Below are 14,775 nucleotides of genomic sequence, written 5' to 3' on the forward strand. Positions count from 1 at the left end.
TGTGATATGTTTGTCCAGGCAGTCATCGTGGAATGGCAGCCGCGTTACGCTAACGGGAAACTATAGTTCAATCAAGCCATGAAGGCAGCCGGCACACGATCGGCTGCCTTTGTCTGTTGAAGTAAACGGGCAGTTTAACATAATAGTTATTGTTTTCTTAAATAAGAGACCGCCATATAAAGCGGCGGTCTTGGGCATAACGTTAGAATATTCTTTGACGTCTCTTAACTAATGACATGAAAGGAATGAACCAAGTTGAAACTTATTCAAGTGACAGGTGAAGCCTTTCTTATGACATATCTATTAAATACTTGAATTATGGTTATGAGGAATACAATCATTAAAAGTCTTATTAACAAATCTATAAGTTGCTTATCAGCTGTAGTAGATAGGAATCTAAATCCATACTTCGCAATAATTGGTGAATCCGTTGCCGACCAATAGAGAAACTTTATGGAATGCCTGACTAAGTGCCATACATTGTAACATACAGAAAATATTAACGGTAGCAAACTTATAAACTGATTTCTTGTTACAAAATACAATCCAAGACCAAACAAGGCTAGGAATATAGCTCCAAATAGGTTCATTGGATACCAATATGTTATAGAAAATGATAAATACCAATTGAATGTTTCATGAGGAAATAAAATATTTGTTAAATAAGCTATGATAAATGGGGTAAATGCAACAGGTATGAGAATACGGTCAATCCGTTTTCTTGTTTTTATTAGGGTAACAACACTAAGTAACAGTGCAAGCATCAAGGAGGGTGATAATACCCTTAGACTAGGGAGTGCGATTGCGGAAAATATAAACAAAATGAGAAAGCACGCAGATATAATACCAATTAATTTGATATCTAATCCAAACATCTCTTTAGTTATTTGCTTTCTGAGTTGCTCTGGCTCACCGAATTTTGTTATTGCCTTTTTTACAGCTTCTTCTTCTCCCATGCCCTCTTTTTCCTTTAAAGATAAAGCTGAACTGTTTATATGAGATTCCATTTCTTCTTGCCACTCTGCTTTTTCGCGTTTTGATAAAAAACTATATTGCAAAATTTGTTCCAAGAATTGTCTTACTCTTTGCATCAGATAATCCTCCTAAGAACATGTTAATAATACTTGTATTTTGTTGCCATGATAATCTGCTCTCATCCAACTTTTTTTTGCCTTTTTCACCAATCTTATAGTATCTCCTTCTAGGAGTAGTTTTCTCGTCCCAGTAGCCATCAATATATGAATTAGCTTCTAAGCGTTTCAATGCTGGATAAAGAGTACCTTCTTTCAACTCAAAAAGACCTTGGGTTCTTTCGTTTACGATTTTAGTAATTTCATAACCGTAAGCATCCCCATTACTCAGAACTGAAAGAATAATAGCATCTATGTAACCTTTAAGCATTTCTTTTTGCAATTATGCCACCTCCATATACTTTGTAATTCTATGTATATAGATTAACAAGATACCATCAGTAAGTAAATAGTATTTTTTGTTACATCGCTCCTAGTTGTTTTTTTAATTGTGCCAAGCCAACTTAGCCATAATGGATTGCTCAAAAAACTGTTAACCCTTACCATTAGATATACATGCGGGGCGTTCAGCTAACGAAGAACGTTAGTTTAACACCGAAAGGGCTGCCACGTGGTAGCACTGTTCTCAGCTAATGGGAAGATTTGCTCATTCTCAACTCGTATTTGAATTTGGAAAAATGAAACAATTTTACTTATTTTTCGTATAAGAAAAAAGAGGTGATGATGTAATGAGAAAATCTTTGATCATAATGGCATGTATCATATTTATTGTGGGTTGTTCAAAAAATAATGATAATAAAGATTCTAAAATTCTCTCCGTCGATACAGCATTTACGAATCAAAATGGCTTAGAAAATTGGAAATTAGTGATGATTCCAAAAATCAATACTCTAGGACAACAGGGTTACGATATTGAATTTATGTATACAGGGAGTGTTCCTGTTGAAAGTGTAGTTATATATTATCGAGTGGATACAAAAGAAAAGCTTTCAGGTAAGACTGTAAAAGCCGATTCAAAAACCGTTGTTTCAAAATTAGATCCGAATGAAAAGATAACGTTATCCGAATTAGAACTGCCGATTAATATACCTGTATCGGTAGAAGTGGATTGGCTCGAAGGAAACCATATTAATAAGGGAACGGGGACTTTTAACATAACAGAATCAAAGCAAAAATAGGTTTTGTTTAACATTGTGGGGCGTTTATTGGTGTTTCACTCGCTGATCGCAAAGCTAAGGCTTGGGGTCGATAGCGGAAAAGATACCTGAGAGAGGGACGCCTCGGAAACTTGCTCTTGTCGTTAAACTAACGGATACGATAGTTCAATAAAACAACGGCATTATATGACTTTATTTCATATTCTGCTGCCTCTGTTTCGATTATATTTTTCGAAGTCTGAGGCTTAAAAATTCGAAAAGCCAAATACCCTTTTCAATGATGTTGTTTCGAAGAAGGACCTATTACTTTAATTTCGCTTTAACTTCCTATGTTACTTGGGGATGAAATCGGCTATTTTATTTTAAATGCTCAATAATCTGTAAGGCTCTAAAGAAATCATTGCCTGAATCATTTGTAGTTTTTCTTGCCAAGAACTTAAGTTCATTAATTTTACTAGTATATTCTTTATTAATAATTAATTCTAAATCAGGCAAAGTCTCCAAACCTCTGGTTATGTACCCAATTGGAACATATGGACTCCAGAACATGAAGCGAATGTTCTCAAAGTTTTTTAAATATGTTTCAGCGTATTCCTTTTGTTTTAGATGTTTTGAAGATATCTTTTCAACCGTAGTTTTATTATCAACATACAAAGCTCCTAGGAGATGTGTTGTGACTTCACACAAGTAGGCTGTATTAGTGGCAAAATTCATGCCTATTACGTCTAATTCATCTAAACCTTTAATTCCCCCGCCTCTTGGTCGTGCGTTATATTCAACAAAATCGCATCCTTCAATTTGTTTAAGGTAAGCACCTACAATTAATTCTCCCATTTCTGTCTTCAATCCTATTTACACTCCCTCAGAAATCTAACTTTCTTTCCTTTAACCATATTGGCTAAAGAGCTTTAATTCAACTTACGTTCACCCATTTCGTCCAGTAGATCATGAAGAAACGTATACTCCATAAATTCCAATGCCTTAGCTAATTTAGTTTCAGATAGTTTTCCTTGTGATTCTAATAACTCTTGTGTTTCACCGAGAAATTTTTCCAATAGGGCAATCTCTTTGTCAAGCAATTGATTTTAAAATCCGTTTTAAAATAGTTTTTGTTCTTCATTAATTTCGTCCTCATGCGACATTTTTAGTTTCCTCCAATCTCATAATGGATGAGTCTTTTAGTCCTAGTAAGCATTTAACAATCATGCTTTCCCCATTATAGAGAATCTTTTCATCTGCATTCTGAACACTCGGTTCTACCTTTGTTGTGGTATTTGGTTTTACACTTATCACAAAGTTTCATCCCTTTTTTATCCCATAAGAAAGCGCATTTACTACAATATGTTTTAGTCCCTTCAAAGGAAATATATTTCTTATGCTGGCTAATACTTTCTAATATAGCTTCTTTTCTAATTTTTTCTTCGAATGTCTGCCATATCTTCTCATTAATAAATTTCCTGGCAAAGCCACTTTGAAAATCGTCTTTGGTTGATAAGCCTATAAGTTTACCGATAACTGGTTCATCAAATTCATCTTTACATTTATTGCATCTGTATCTCGGTGTCTTTGTTTTTCTTTCGGTAAAATTAATCGAAGAACAATTAGGACACAGTTGTTTCTCTTCTGCTTCCTCAACCCAACGTTTTTCAGTCAACTCACTTATAAGTAAATTATTTTCAATTAGAAATCTATCGAAATATTCATCTATATATCTACCTACAATCGGATATTGAATACTTGAATAATCTTGTGGATGCCAAAAGTGTTGAATAACCTTTGTTCCTTCTTTTTTGTTGCATTGTTCGCAATGATCCTTCAATAATTCTTCTCTTCTTTTCTTCCATTCTGCGGTTTGCCAAGGTTTTGTACTCTTATTAAATAATTGATCAGCAACTTCTTGAAATCCGATTCTATCCTCTGCTAAAGCTACCTCTAACTTTTCTAAATCAATTAATTTCATATTGCATCCTCATAACATAGTATTTTTATTGATTGCTTTATTGTACTTTTATTTGTCTTTCAGTTTCTACAAACTCCAACCAATGCCGAGCAGGAATCATCAATACCATTATTCTCTAATAAAAGCATAGCATGATCAGAAAACTTGGTCTATTGCAATAAAATTTTAAAACAAAACAACTTGTTCGGATCCCCCGGTTCGTTCAGTCAGGAAACGAGGCAGCAACAGCAATTTATCAAAGATATCATCATTATTAGGCATATTTGTAAGTCCAAAAATAAAAACTTGGCTGATTTAGAAAAGACTGACGATGGCAGTCTTATTACTTTCTTGGGCCAGATAACTATCTCAAATCTGGTCATTTTGTGATTCTGTGGAACATTTTCACGAGAATTCAGAATTTAGGTACTGATAACCCTAAATAAGCCTTGTCAGATCAACACTTTGCGTATTTCACGACCTCCCTCTTTTTATTTAGGGGGTTATAAGCAATGTTCCACGGGGGTGTTTAATCCCGTTTTTTATCTTTTAATCCCGATTTAATTAATGTATAATGGAAATATGTGTGGTGTGGTGTGGTGGGTTAGCATATTAATATTGTCGTTCTTACTTCGAGTTCGCTGGATGGGGAAATAGGCATAATTGAGCTGGACTATTAAGGCTCTTCGAAAAATATGGTTGAATACGCTATTGTGTTTCTCAGGGGGGATTAACGATGAAGGAAAGATTAATTAACAAAGGCGAAGATGCTATGGAGAAAACCTTTAAAAGATCCAAAAAGGGATTGATTTTTGATTTACATCCATTTGAAACACTTCATGATAATGAGGGAAATGAAATAACTGTGGAATGGCCAGACGCTAAAAAAGAGTTGCTGAATGGAAAAATCATTGCTCAGTCAAGTGTGATGGGGGGCTACTTTTTCTTGCGGATTAAGAATGAAGGCTTACAGGAATATAGTGGAAAGTATGCAGGTTGGAAGGATGTATCTTTCGAAAAATACGACGATGTTTTTGAAAGTGATTGTCGGAATAATGTTAATAGAACAGAATGGTTGATAACAAACCTAATTATAGAATAAGCATGGGACATCAGTTGGGAAGTTACACCCAATTCCTGGCGTTGTTTGTGAGCGTAGAGAGCTTCTTAGTATCGACATTTCCATCTTGATTGAGAAAATACCATCCTACTTTACCTTAAATCGAATTGAGTGGTGTTAAAAGTATGAATGTATTGGACCATTTTGTAACTAGCTATCAACAGACGAAAGAGTTAAAAGAATTTATTTTAACGCTTGATCAAGTGGATCACGAAGTTAAAGGCTTTGTTTTCGTACTTGATAAAAAGCTAGCCGGCCTGGAAGAAAGAATTCTTAGCCTGCGTGGTGGAGAAACTCAATTTCCGCATAGATGTGGTCTATGTGAACGGCAGTATGCAGAAAAGGATGTTCGGATAGTGGGAGAGTTGAAGGTATGTCCGAACTGCAGATCCCTTAGTACCAGTTTTCTTGTCGCAAGTGATTTTGAAAACAAATTTAAGTTGTCTCGGGGTACTGTTAAACGAGATTGTCTTTCTAAAGAAGGGCAGCCAGCCAAATTGCAGTCTTTTATCGATTGTGGTCTGATCATAAAATCAGGCATTCATAACATTGTGCATGAAAGAGTCTACGGAATGTATTACGGCAGTGATACCTATAAGCGAAGAAAAAGATCAAAACAAAATCCTTGAAATTAGCAACTGCTATATCGATATGATAGAAGGAGATTTTCGTCATGATGGTTTCATTTACTAAAGCAATTCTGCATCAGTTAGGTCTTATCAAAGGATTAGACAGTGTTGTTTTCTTTTATTCAGAAGAAGGCGATACATGTATACGTAAAGCACTTACAGATGAAATAAATGATTCATACAAAATCACAGCTGCCGGCAATCTATATATACCAACTAAGTTCAGAAGCAGAATGTCGCTCGAGCCTTCAGATAGAATCAGAATAGTTAACATTGAAAATGGGACAGGTTATCTTACAGTCCAGAATAAACTGTGGCCAGCCAAAGAACATCTTGATTATAGGGAGCCGTTAGCAGCTGCTCGTCCTTCTCTTAACCAATATCTGAACCGTACACCAATTAAAAAAAATTCAGTAGACACGTTTTCGGATTTTATAGATTATAAAGCAGGGTTAAGAGATTCAGAGAATGTTCCTATAGTAATCATAGATTTTCGTGTACGTGGGGATCTTAAAGACGCCAAAAAGGCTATTAATACAGAGTATCCGGATAAACAAGTTGTTTGGATCATGCCTGTTTAGTAACAACTAGGGAGAGAGGTCAGGGAGTTCTTTTTTTCGCTAATTCTACGATCACTATCTTTTTTTGCAATATTAGGTGTTTGGGGGTGTTTGTTGCGATAGTTAATAAATTAATAAGAATAACAGCGTTTCAAGTAATGACTAGAGTTGCAGTCACAGTCTTTCTTATTCTAATAACGATGACTATATTGTACTTTGTACCTGCGAACGATAAAACCATTTACGCAGTAGGTGAACTATCTGAGACGGATAGTTATCTTGACAGACAGGGCTGGGAAAAATATAGTGGCAAACCATTTGACAATAATCTTCCTCCCATTTATGCGACGAGCGTTTACACAACTAATCCTAAAAACGTGCTGAGCTTACTGTGCGAAGTATTGTTGTTTCAACTTCAAGGCAGATCCCCATCACTCAAAACAAGCACATTAACCGCTCCGGGGCTGCAAGAGGATATATTGGATCAATATGACACTTATGCCGAAATGGTGCTACATAGCCTGGTTTCTGCGAAACGGGAGTTGTATTCTTTCGATATTGAAGTCAAACCTACGATTCAATCTTATGATCCGAAGCTTCACGAAAACAAAAATTCATTTGATATTAACGATATTATATTATCTATTGACGGTGTTGAGGTGAACAGTTTACACGAATATGTTTCGTTAAAAAAAACATGGAATCTCCAGTATGGGGATAGACATGTATTTACTGTTCTAAGAGAGGGGAATAAACAAGAGATTCCCTTTACTTATACGGAAAAGACCGGGGACCAGTTTATAACTGGAATTTCCGTTAGAGATTCTATTACAGATACAAATCATGCATATTTAATTAATGAGTTGTTTAAATATGATTATCATACTGCCGGTAATTCAGCGGGACTCATGCACGCTCTTAATCTAGTTCAAAGGATCAGCGATAGAAGTCTGACAAAGGGATATAAAATTGCCGGTACAGGGACGATGGAACTTGATGGAAAGGTCGGTCCAATTGGTTCAATAGATCTGAAAATTAAGACCGCTGATCGTGAAAAGGTCGATATCTTTTTTGTTCCGAAATATTACCCGATTGCGCGTTGGAAAGATATCACCTATGAAAACTCAAATGAGAAAGAAGCAATAGATACAGCTGCAAGGATCCATTCGAAAATGATAATTGTACCAGTGGAGACGCTACAGGGAGCAATTGACTTTTTAAGTAATCTACCTGAACGATGACGTTAGTATAATTTGAAAGAGGTGTACATAAATGACTCCGGTATATTGGGAACAAATAGGAAATTTCATCCTTTACATGATTATAGGCGTATCGATTTTGCTTTTTTTTGGTGTTCCCTTTTGCAGATGGTTTATCAATTATGTATCAAAATGAATAGGCGGTGTACATGATGCCTTATGTTTTAAGAACAAATACTATCGGGTGACAAATAATCGGCCTGAGTTATTAATCCATCTTCCTTTTAAGGGGGTATTCATATATCACGTACGAATCCATTCATGTTGCAAGCTCGAGCACGCGAAAATCGGATAACTGAGCTAATGGTTCATATCCTTGAAGAAACCGCACTCGCTTCACAATTTGCTAATTTTATTTGGAAAAGTCAATCACTTTCTCATGAATCGGTTACAATGGGCCTGGAGTGTGAAAAGCTACCTTTTGATGTGGATCAAGCGATCGTTATTGGATTAAGTAGAGACGGAAAGATTGATCCTTCCACTTCGAAGAAAGCGGGTGGAAGACCTGATGCATATTTCTGCTTCAAAGAAATCAAAAAAGTTATACTTCTGGAAGTGAAAATAGCTGCAAATACTCTAGATGAGGACCAACTTACTGGTCACTATGGGATATGTAATGCATCAAAGCTAGAAAGCCACGCAACCCTAACTTGGGATGAAGTTTTAACTTTCTTCCAGGATCAAATGAGTATGGCGTTTGAAGGGAGCAAGAATCATTATCTCCTAAAAAATTTCCTGGAATTCGCTAGGTTAGAATCCCTCGGTATAATAGCTGATCATGAATCATTTTTTGCACGATTTGGTATGAAAGAAGAGATCGTTAGATGCTTGCATAATCATTTTATCTCACAGGGATTCAATCCTGAATTTTACAATACAGCGGATCCACGTACTATGGAATATCGCAAAAAGAGAAAAAGCACAAGTCATGTTGCAATTGATCTTAAACATAACAGAATCATCTATAAATTTGGGAAACCAAAATACAAAGAAGACATGGAAAGACGCATCAAGAATTATTTTGGTATTAATTACATAGGCACATATTTTGATGAACCGTCACAGGCTAATTTATCTATAGATCTTATAACTTTAGACAATGTACAAGATGCTATCGCACTTTTTAATATGAGTAATCACTTTCGAACATCGGGGGAATAAAAACTACTAACGGAAATTAGTAGACTAGTTGGTCTACCTATCTCGGCATTTCTTTGACGAATCGCTTTAGGGATGAGTAGTTCTCTTTCCTACCTGTTCATCCTGGATACTGCGAAACATCGTTTTCGCCATTGTGGTATCCAATAGGACATGGCGTTGATGTCTTTTCTGAAGAGGATGTAAAAGCGATCGAACGAATAAAGGCAAGGGAAAGAGAAGTAGAGGAAGAACAAGTATGTTCGTTTATATCTGAAGTTAATATTGCGTGAATGAGCGTATTATGAAAATGGAGGGTGCGTGAATATATGTTGATGCGCTATGAGTGGTACCGCAAGTTGATCCTCGAAACTGGTTGGATCAGAATAGGAAAGAGCTTCAATTGAAACCAGGAATGAAAAAGGCTAAGTCAGCTCCACTTTTATCATATTCCCCGCTCCTTGAATTATTCTAAGCCATGAGTTAAACTTGATTAAAAGGTCAAAGAAGGTCAAAGTCATGGCTCTTAGGAAAGATTTAGAGGCTAAAACAATAATAGGAGGGCAAGAAAATGAAAAACAATAACTACTTCCCGCTAAAATCTATTGTAGTGACTAATCAGGACAAGCTTGAGTTTCTACAGGGAATCGATTTTCCAATTGACCCTGCCATTCTCCCTGTTGTTGAAGCGATCAATAAGACAAGCATTTTTTTGACCGACAGCTCTTGTGAAGGACAGAATGGAAACCCTTACTCTAAGCATTTTAAATATGCCTATGTTGGCATTGGTGTATTATACAACCAAATTAGTTGGCTTGAAAAATTCGCCCATCAAATTAAATCTACATTAGGAGAAGCAGTCGATTGCTCGCTTAATTTTTCAACTGTAAGTTATTCAGTAGATGACGATCACCCAAATGTAGAGGTTCCAGTTTTCAGAACTTTTCTTCGCGTTGATATCTATGAAAGAGAAACGTTTTCGCAAGTCATTCATTTCATTCAGAAATTTAGCGAAGACATGCCCGACATTAAACAATTTATAGATGATAGCATTTTTCAGAATGCAGAATACCGTGTGTCTGCTACTGTTCAACAAAACGTTGACGGACTAATAGCAGCTCACATTAAAGAAGATCTTGATGATACTCAACTGGAAAAATGCAAAGAAGAAATCCGTGCGTTAGGTGGGGAAATAGATGACGACTCCATCGTTAAAATATCATTTAGTGATAAAAATAGGCAGGTAGAAGAATTGTTCCGGCTGCTCACTGCTACAATGAAAGGTAATATGAAAGGGTTTTGCCAAATCAATCTTGACGATGATAAAAACTTCTTCAACAACATAAGAATTGATCTGTTCGATGATTTCCTATTACCAGTGATCTCAGCAATTTTACAACGCTTTTTCAACAGTCCTGACGGAAAGATTGCTGAAGTCTAAACTGAAAAAGAATATGAAAGTAGCGTAGTAGCTCTCTCGCGGCAGCTACTATTTCTTATGACTCCCCCTTTTATGCGGAAATCAATTTTTGTTACAAGAAGTTACTGAACACTGAAGGCATACCATCAATGAAATCTTCCTAATAGTTTTAGCTTGTACACGACTTAGAACCTCGTAATAATGTCGATAATAAAAGCTCCTTACTTGTATCCACGTGGGGCCGGGTTGCTAGATTAGCTAATTTATGCTAAACTACCAGCAGATTAGCATTTAATTGTTCAAGTCAAAGGCCCTATGGGCTCTTTATCTCAAACGGGATTTCTATGTCCACGTTTAGGAGAAAGAGTTCGTGGGCCTTTTTTGGTTTCCACTTAGTTCCATAAACGTTTGGTTTCAAAGGTTATTTTGTCATTTTTTTTTTTTTGGATCCTTTTCGTTTTCTCAACGATGCATTTGCCATTGTTATATCTGTGTCCAAGACATAAAATAGAGAGAGGAACAAAAATTCGTATGGAGCGTGTTCGAATGAGTAAAAGACTACTAAATGCAATCGAAAATTTTAGTCTTGAAATCTTTGATAAGCAAAAATCCTTAATGGATGAAGGCTGTTCTCAAGATATTATTGATGATTTCGTTACACGAGTTATTGATGAGAAGTCGTCTAAAATTCTAAATTTCATATCTACTGATCTAGATAAAGCCTATATTCAAATCGGTCGAGAAATTAATAAACTCAACGATAAGCTTTTAGACGCCAAAAGGGCTGAGGAAGATCCGGACGCAATTCACCTGCACGATCTCCAGCTTCTTGAGTATCAAATGAAGCTGCTTGAACACACCATCGTACAGAAAAAATTAGCGCGTCAGAAAAAAGGCGAACATCCCTTACTGACTAAGCATATCGATTATCCAATCTTTAGCGTAGACAAACCCAAACAAAAAACACTCGATAAATTGATTTCATCTGGGAATGTACTCATCGAGAAGCGGGGCAATGGATTTAGAGCCATCTATTTTAAAAATGAGCGCGGCACATATTTAACGGAACAGGATTCCAAAATATTCTCATGCCTATGTAAGTTGTGGGAGGAGAAAGGACGACAAATTGAATTCGATATTGAGATTCGTGAAATCGCGGAAGCCATGAAAACCCCGATGCCAGGCGGTGGTGATTATGAGTCCATCAGAGAAAGTTTAATGGATATATATAGCACTTCCCTAGTTTTTGAGGACGCTAAGGATGAGAGCTTTGAGGATCCGACAACGATCTCTTATCATCGAATGCTGCAATCATTAACTGTGAGAGGTAAGAAATTCACTAGCGCACGAATTCGATTTCACGACTACATTCAGGAATCTTTGCTCAATGGCGAATACACCATGATTAATATGTATTTGTTGAACGATTTATCTTTAAGTGTTTCGAAAAGCCTTTATCGTTTTGTTTTAAATGAAATGAAGAAAGAACGTAAGGATGTCTACACGTTTGAATTTACAACTCTTCGAGGTTATGTTGATGTAAGCCGAGATAACCAATCAAGAGCCTATCAGGTCATCAAGAAGGGTCTGCAGCAATTAGTAGAGCTTGATGTCATTACGAATGTAACCGATGTTAAACTTGAAGTAGGAAATTGGATGTTTTATGTGACGCCGCATCCCAATCAGCTTGCTCTTGTCTGAAACAACGAATTCAAACATCGTTACAATGTTGCGAGAAGGTCAACGGTAGCGATGTTTTTATTTTTTTAAAAATAAATTTTTGCTTAAATCTACTGTTATGGATGGTTAGAAACTTTGAAAAAAATGGTAACACCGAAAATATAAAACATAAGACGAAAAATACAACGTATACCGAGAAAATATACAACGTATGCCGAAAATACATACAACATAAGACGAAAAATACAACGTATGCCGAAAAATACAACGTATGCCGAAAAAAAATACAACGTATGCCGAATTTATATGCAACATAAGACGAGAATATATACAACGTAGGACGAAAAAAAATACAACATAGGACGAAAAATACAACGTACGACGAATTTTCATGCAACATACGACGAAATATACAACATAGGACGAAAATACATACAACGCATCCATTTTGACACACATAGAAACTATTGTTATTGTCGAAGAAGGCAGAAATATGGAAGAGATTTCTTCTTCCATTTCAAGGAAATAGAAAGCAAAAAGCCTCCAATTTGGCGAATTGGAAGCTTCGGGTGATTTCGAGAAGTTTTGGCGAACTCTCGAATGATCTTAGAGTGTTAGAGATCGGTTTAGCGGACCAGGTATCTCAATAAGAGAATAAGTTATACAGAAGCTCCGACTTTCGAAAAAAATCGATTGTTGAGGGCCTGCTTTCTTATTGCCTATACCTATTATACCAATAAATGATCTTACTATTCAATAGATTTAAGGGGAAGGAGGTGTAATTTCATGAGGTTTTTTCTTGCCAATAAACGCAGTCTTGAACAAGGGCTTCAAACTACTCCAATAAGACTATCTGTAACCTTTATGCAGGCTCTATTTGATATTGAACTCCAGTATGATTCTGGTCTCACTTATCGCGTTGGTGGGGAAAAAACTCGTGAATATCACCTTCATCACCTAACTCAATCCGATCTACAACTAGGTATTATCCTGCAGAAGTGCTGCAACACAGCGGGACGCTTTCATGATCTCACTGCACTCTCCAATGTTTACGATAAGATTACCGAGTATTTTGAAGAACCGGTATGCTTGTCACAATTCTATGCATCTTTTGCAAAGTTTAGAACACTAGGACTTCTTCGTGTTGAACATGATGAAGGCATTAATACATATAGCATGGAATTAAATCATTACCGGAACGAAGAAACGGATCGGATCGGTAACCACATGAAGGCACACCCGTTTATTTTCTCAAAAGCATTTACAAGCCTTTCACTGAGAGAGCAAAAACTATTCTTGTCCCTATACATTCAACAAGGTGTAAATCCAGATAAGGTAGAAGCAACATTCCGTTGCTTCGTACCAACAAAGAGTGAGCACGTACAATACCAAGACTTGCAGCGGTTCCTACACACAAATACTTCATATGTCCGAAGCGCAATTAGCCGGCTTGCGGAGGAGAAGTTATTTGATAAGGCTCCTTTGTTCAGTAAAGCTTTTTATCGCAAAGAGGGGAAAACGTTCAGTAAGGTATTCATTTTGGTGAATCCAGCACTTCATGAACATCCCCTTGATGAAGACTGCCATGATCCGATCCAACCACAGACCGCATACAAACGAAAAGCAAATCTGCTGCAAAGAGAACTCGAGAGTGTTGGACTCGGCGATCTAGTTGCCTACAAACAGGGGGCTGAATTCAATAAGATGGTTCGGGTTCTACGTAACGCGGGCGTAGGCGTTGTAAAATATGTGGTGAAATCAATTTACGAGCGCTTTGTCCTGAAGGAAGCATACCCACACCAGGTAGTTCCGCTTGTTTATGATGCTGTTCGTGATCGGACTAAAGCTCGCCTCTTGGCACTTGCAGACCAGCACGGCCTGTATAGACTCATCTCGCCAGGGTGGGATGAGAGCGAGAAAGAGAAACGGCATAACGAATTTGCAAATGCCCTTAGCCATCTATCTGAGGAGAAAGCAAAGTTTTTATTCGAACGACTTGCTCCAAAGATAAGGGAGCGATTCATGGTCCCACCGTCATCAAAGCCACACCGGTACCAGTATGATGAACGGTTGACATGGCTAAATGGAATTGAAGCAATTCGCAAACAAGCTAAACGATCGTACAAGGATCCGGAAGATTACTTCAAACTGGAGCAGGAATACGGCCACCGTTACACATCATTACGGGGAAATCATCGTTTGGAATCTCTCTCTTATCAAAGAGAAGTACGGAGTCTAGTCGATGATTTCCTCGAAGATATAGATAAGTTGCCTACTCTAATTCTCGTACCAGCTGTTGATGAGAACTTCCGCCTTGAAAACGAATTGTTTGCGTTGGCTGCTCAATCGGCCTAACCCCTGACCTGTAAAAGGATTGGGGTATTTGTGCTGCCCACATAAGGTTTTCGTATCATTCATATCCTGGTGATCCTCACGATCATGCCATCTGTAAGCCATTCTAGGTTCAGGAGGACTGAAATTTAGACATTGTTTAACATTACAATCTCGCTCTTTTCATCTGAAAAAATTGTTTTTTTCATATTTTTTATTGTGGATTGTCTGAAGTATGGGGATCTTGTGGAAAATCTACATTCCATCAATGTACCAGCCAAACTTATGAATTGTTTTTTTCGAATTGATTATTGGGGATGAACTTGATATTGAGGATAAAGGGGGATAAGTCGACAATGAGAATAGTAATAGTAAGGCCCAGGCTGATATATCATCAACAGTTTCAGTTATCATATAACCTGATATGAAAAAAACAAATATGTGCATTTTTACTCTTTGCATTTTGCAATTTTGAGTCGATATACTTTAAAAATGAATTTGCTTTATACAAC

Annotated in this window: 14 protein-coding genes; 9 read left to right on the forward strand and 5 right to left on the reverse strand. The window is 36.9% G+C overall.

Annotation, left to right across the window (positions count from 1 at the left end; translation table 11 throughout):
- Positions 1-266: 266 nt before the first annotated feature.
- Together QFZ78_RS00345 and QFZ78_RS00350 are read right to left on the reverse strand one after the other, a co-directional pair.
- Entirely contained in the window at positions 267-1,091 is an 825-nt protein-coding gene (locus tag QFZ78_RS00345) for a permease prefix domain 1-containing protein (RefSeq protein ID WP_307544366.1), read from the reverse strand.
- Complete coding sequence (locus tag QFZ78_RS00350; protein WP_307544368.1) at positions 1,048-1,413, reverse strand: PadR family transcriptional regulator; 366 nt, start codon at positions 1,411-1,413, stop codon at positions 1,048-1,050. The genes QFZ78_RS00345 and QFZ78_RS00350 overlap by 44 nt, the downstream gene beginning before the upstream one ends.
- A 346-nt stretch (positions 1,414-1,759) precedes the next feature.
- Here QFZ78_RS00350 and QFZ78_RS00355 point away from each other — a divergent pair, with 346 nt between their 5' ends.
- On the forward strand, positions 1,760-2,209 hold the full coding sequence (locus QFZ78_RS00355; RefSeq protein WP_307544369.1) for a hypothetical protein: 450 nt from the start codon (positions 1,760-1,762) through the stop codon (positions 2,207-2,209).
- A 336-nt stretch (positions 2,210-2,545) separates the two neighbouring features.
- Here QFZ78_RS00355 and QFZ78_RS00360 read toward each other — a convergent pair whose 3' ends face one another.
- The 3 genes from QFZ78_RS00360 to QFZ78_RS00370 form a co-directional block, all read right to left on the reverse strand.
- Entirely contained in the window at positions 2,546-3,034 is a 489-nt protein-coding gene (locus QFZ78_RS00360) for a hypothetical protein (RefSeq protein ID WP_307544372.1), read from the reverse strand.
- A gap of 62 nt (positions 3,035-3,096) precedes the next feature.
- Positions 3,097-3,243, reverse strand: a complete 147-nt coding sequence (locus tag QFZ78_RS00365) for a hypothetical protein (RefSeq protein ID WP_307544374.1) — start codon at positions 3,241-3,243, stop codon at positions 3,097-3,099.
- A gap of 176 nt (positions 3,244-3,419) precedes the next feature.
- Complete coding sequence (locus QFZ78_RS00370; RefSeq protein ID WP_307544376.1) at positions 3,420-4,148, reverse strand: hypothetical protein; 729 nt, start codon at positions 4,146-4,148, stop codon at positions 3,420-3,422.
- A gap of 715 nt (positions 4,149-4,863) precedes the next feature.
- Between QFZ78_RS00370 and QFZ78_RS00375 the strand changes: the two genes are divergently transcribed.
- The 8 genes from QFZ78_RS00375 to QFZ78_RS00410 all read left to right on the forward strand — a co-directional run bounded on the left by QFZ78_RS00375 (position 4,864) and on the right by QFZ78_RS00410 (position 14,287).
- The gene (locus tag QFZ78_RS00375; RefSeq protein ID WP_307544378.1) at positions 4,864-5,229 is read left to right on the forward strand and encodes a hypothetical protein; all 366 of its coding nucleotides are present in this window, start codon (positions 4,864-4,866) and stop codon (positions 5,227-5,229) included.
- A gap of 143 nt (positions 5,230-5,372) precedes the next feature.
- Positions 5,373-5,876: a hypothetical protein gene (locus tag QFZ78_RS00380; RefSeq protein WP_307544380.1), complete on the forward strand. Its 504-nt coding sequence runs from the start codon at positions 5,373-5,375 to the stop codon at positions 5,874-5,876.
- Between the two features lie 44 nt (positions 5,877-5,920).
- Complete coding sequence (locus QFZ78_RS00385; protein WP_307544382.1) at positions 5,921-6,457, forward strand: hypothetical protein; 537 nt, start codon at positions 5,921-5,923, stop codon at positions 6,455-6,457.
- A gap of 86 nt (positions 6,458-6,543) precedes the next feature.
- Entirely contained in the window at positions 6,544-7,677 is a 1,134-nt protein-coding gene (locus QFZ78_RS00390) for a PDZ domain-containing protein (protein WP_307544385.1), read from the forward strand.
- A gap of 321 nt (positions 7,678-7,998) precedes the next feature.
- A complete protein-coding gene (locus tag QFZ78_RS00395; protein ID WP_307544386.1) occupies positions 7,999-8,856 on the forward strand; it encodes a hypothetical protein in 858 nt (285 codons plus the stop codon).
- A gap of 547 nt (positions 8,857-9,403) precedes the next feature.
- On the forward strand, positions 9,404-10,273 hold the full coding sequence (locus QFZ78_RS00400; protein WP_307544388.1) for a hypothetical protein: 870 nt from the start codon (positions 9,404-9,406) through the stop codon (positions 10,271-10,273).
- A 525-nt stretch (positions 10,274-10,798) separates the two neighbouring features.
- Positions 10,799-11,953 (forward strand): hypothetical protein, encoded by a 1,155-nt coding sequence (locus QFZ78_RS00405; RefSeq protein ID WP_307544391.1) that lies wholly within the window; start codon positions 10,799-10,801, stop codon positions 11,951-11,953.
- A 765-nt stretch (positions 11,954-12,718) separates the two neighbouring features.
- Positions 12,719-14,287 (forward strand): hypothetical protein, encoded by a 1,569-nt coding sequence (locus tag QFZ78_RS00410; RefSeq protein WP_307544392.1) that lies wholly within the window; start codon positions 12,719-12,721, stop codon positions 14,285-14,287.
- Positions 14,288-14,775: the final 488 nt, after the last annotated feature.

It is taken from the genome of Paenibacillus sp. V4I5 (assembly GCF_030817255.1).
GTDB lineage: Bacteria > Bacillota > Bacilli > Paenibacillales > NBRC-103111 > Paenibacillus_E.

What these genes read in the sequence shown, in the direction of transcription:
- QFZ78_RS00410 (WP_307544392.1), top strand. Translation starts at nt 12,719, where the DNA reads ATGAGGTTTTTTCTTGCCAATAAACGCAGTCTTGAACAAGGGCTTCAA.
- QFZ78_RS00385 (WP_307544382.1), top strand. Translation starts at nt 5,921, where the DNA reads ATGATGGTTTCATTTACTAAAGCAATTCTGCATCAGTTAGGTCTTATC.
- QFZ78_RS00395 (WP_307544386.1), top strand. Translation starts at nt 7,999, where the DNA reads ATGGTTCATATCCTTGAAGAAACCGCACTCGCTTCACAATTTGCTAAT.
- QFZ78_RS00380 (WP_307544380.1), top strand. Translation starts at nt 5,373, where the DNA reads ATGAATGTATTGGACCATTTTGTAACTAGCTATCAACAGACGAAAGAG.
- QFZ78_RS00405 (WP_307544391.1), top strand. Translation starts at nt 10,799, where the DNA reads ATGAGTAAAAGACTACTAAATGCAATCGAAAATTTTAGTCTTGAAATC.
- QFZ78_RS00375 (WP_307544378.1), top strand. Translation starts at nt 4,864, where the DNA reads ATGAAGGAAAGATTAATTAACAAAGGCGAAGATGCTATGGAGAAAACC.
- QFZ78_RS00355 (WP_307544369.1), top strand. Translation starts at nt 1,760, where the DNA reads ATGAGAAAATCTTTGATCATAATGGCATGTATCATATTTATTGTGGGT.
- QFZ78_RS00345 (WP_307544366.1), bottom strand. Translation starts at nt 1,091, where the DNA reads ATGCAAAGAGTAAGACAATTCTTGGAACAAATTTTGCAATATAGTTTT.
- QFZ78_RS00400 (WP_307544388.1), top strand. Translation starts at nt 9,404, where the DNA reads ATGAAAAACAATAACTACTTCCCGCTAAAATCTATTGTAGTGACTAAT.
- QFZ78_RS00370 (WP_307544376.1), bottom strand. Translation starts at nt 4,148, where the DNA reads ATGAAATTAATTGATTTAGAAAAGTTAGAGGTAGCTTTAGCAGAGGAT.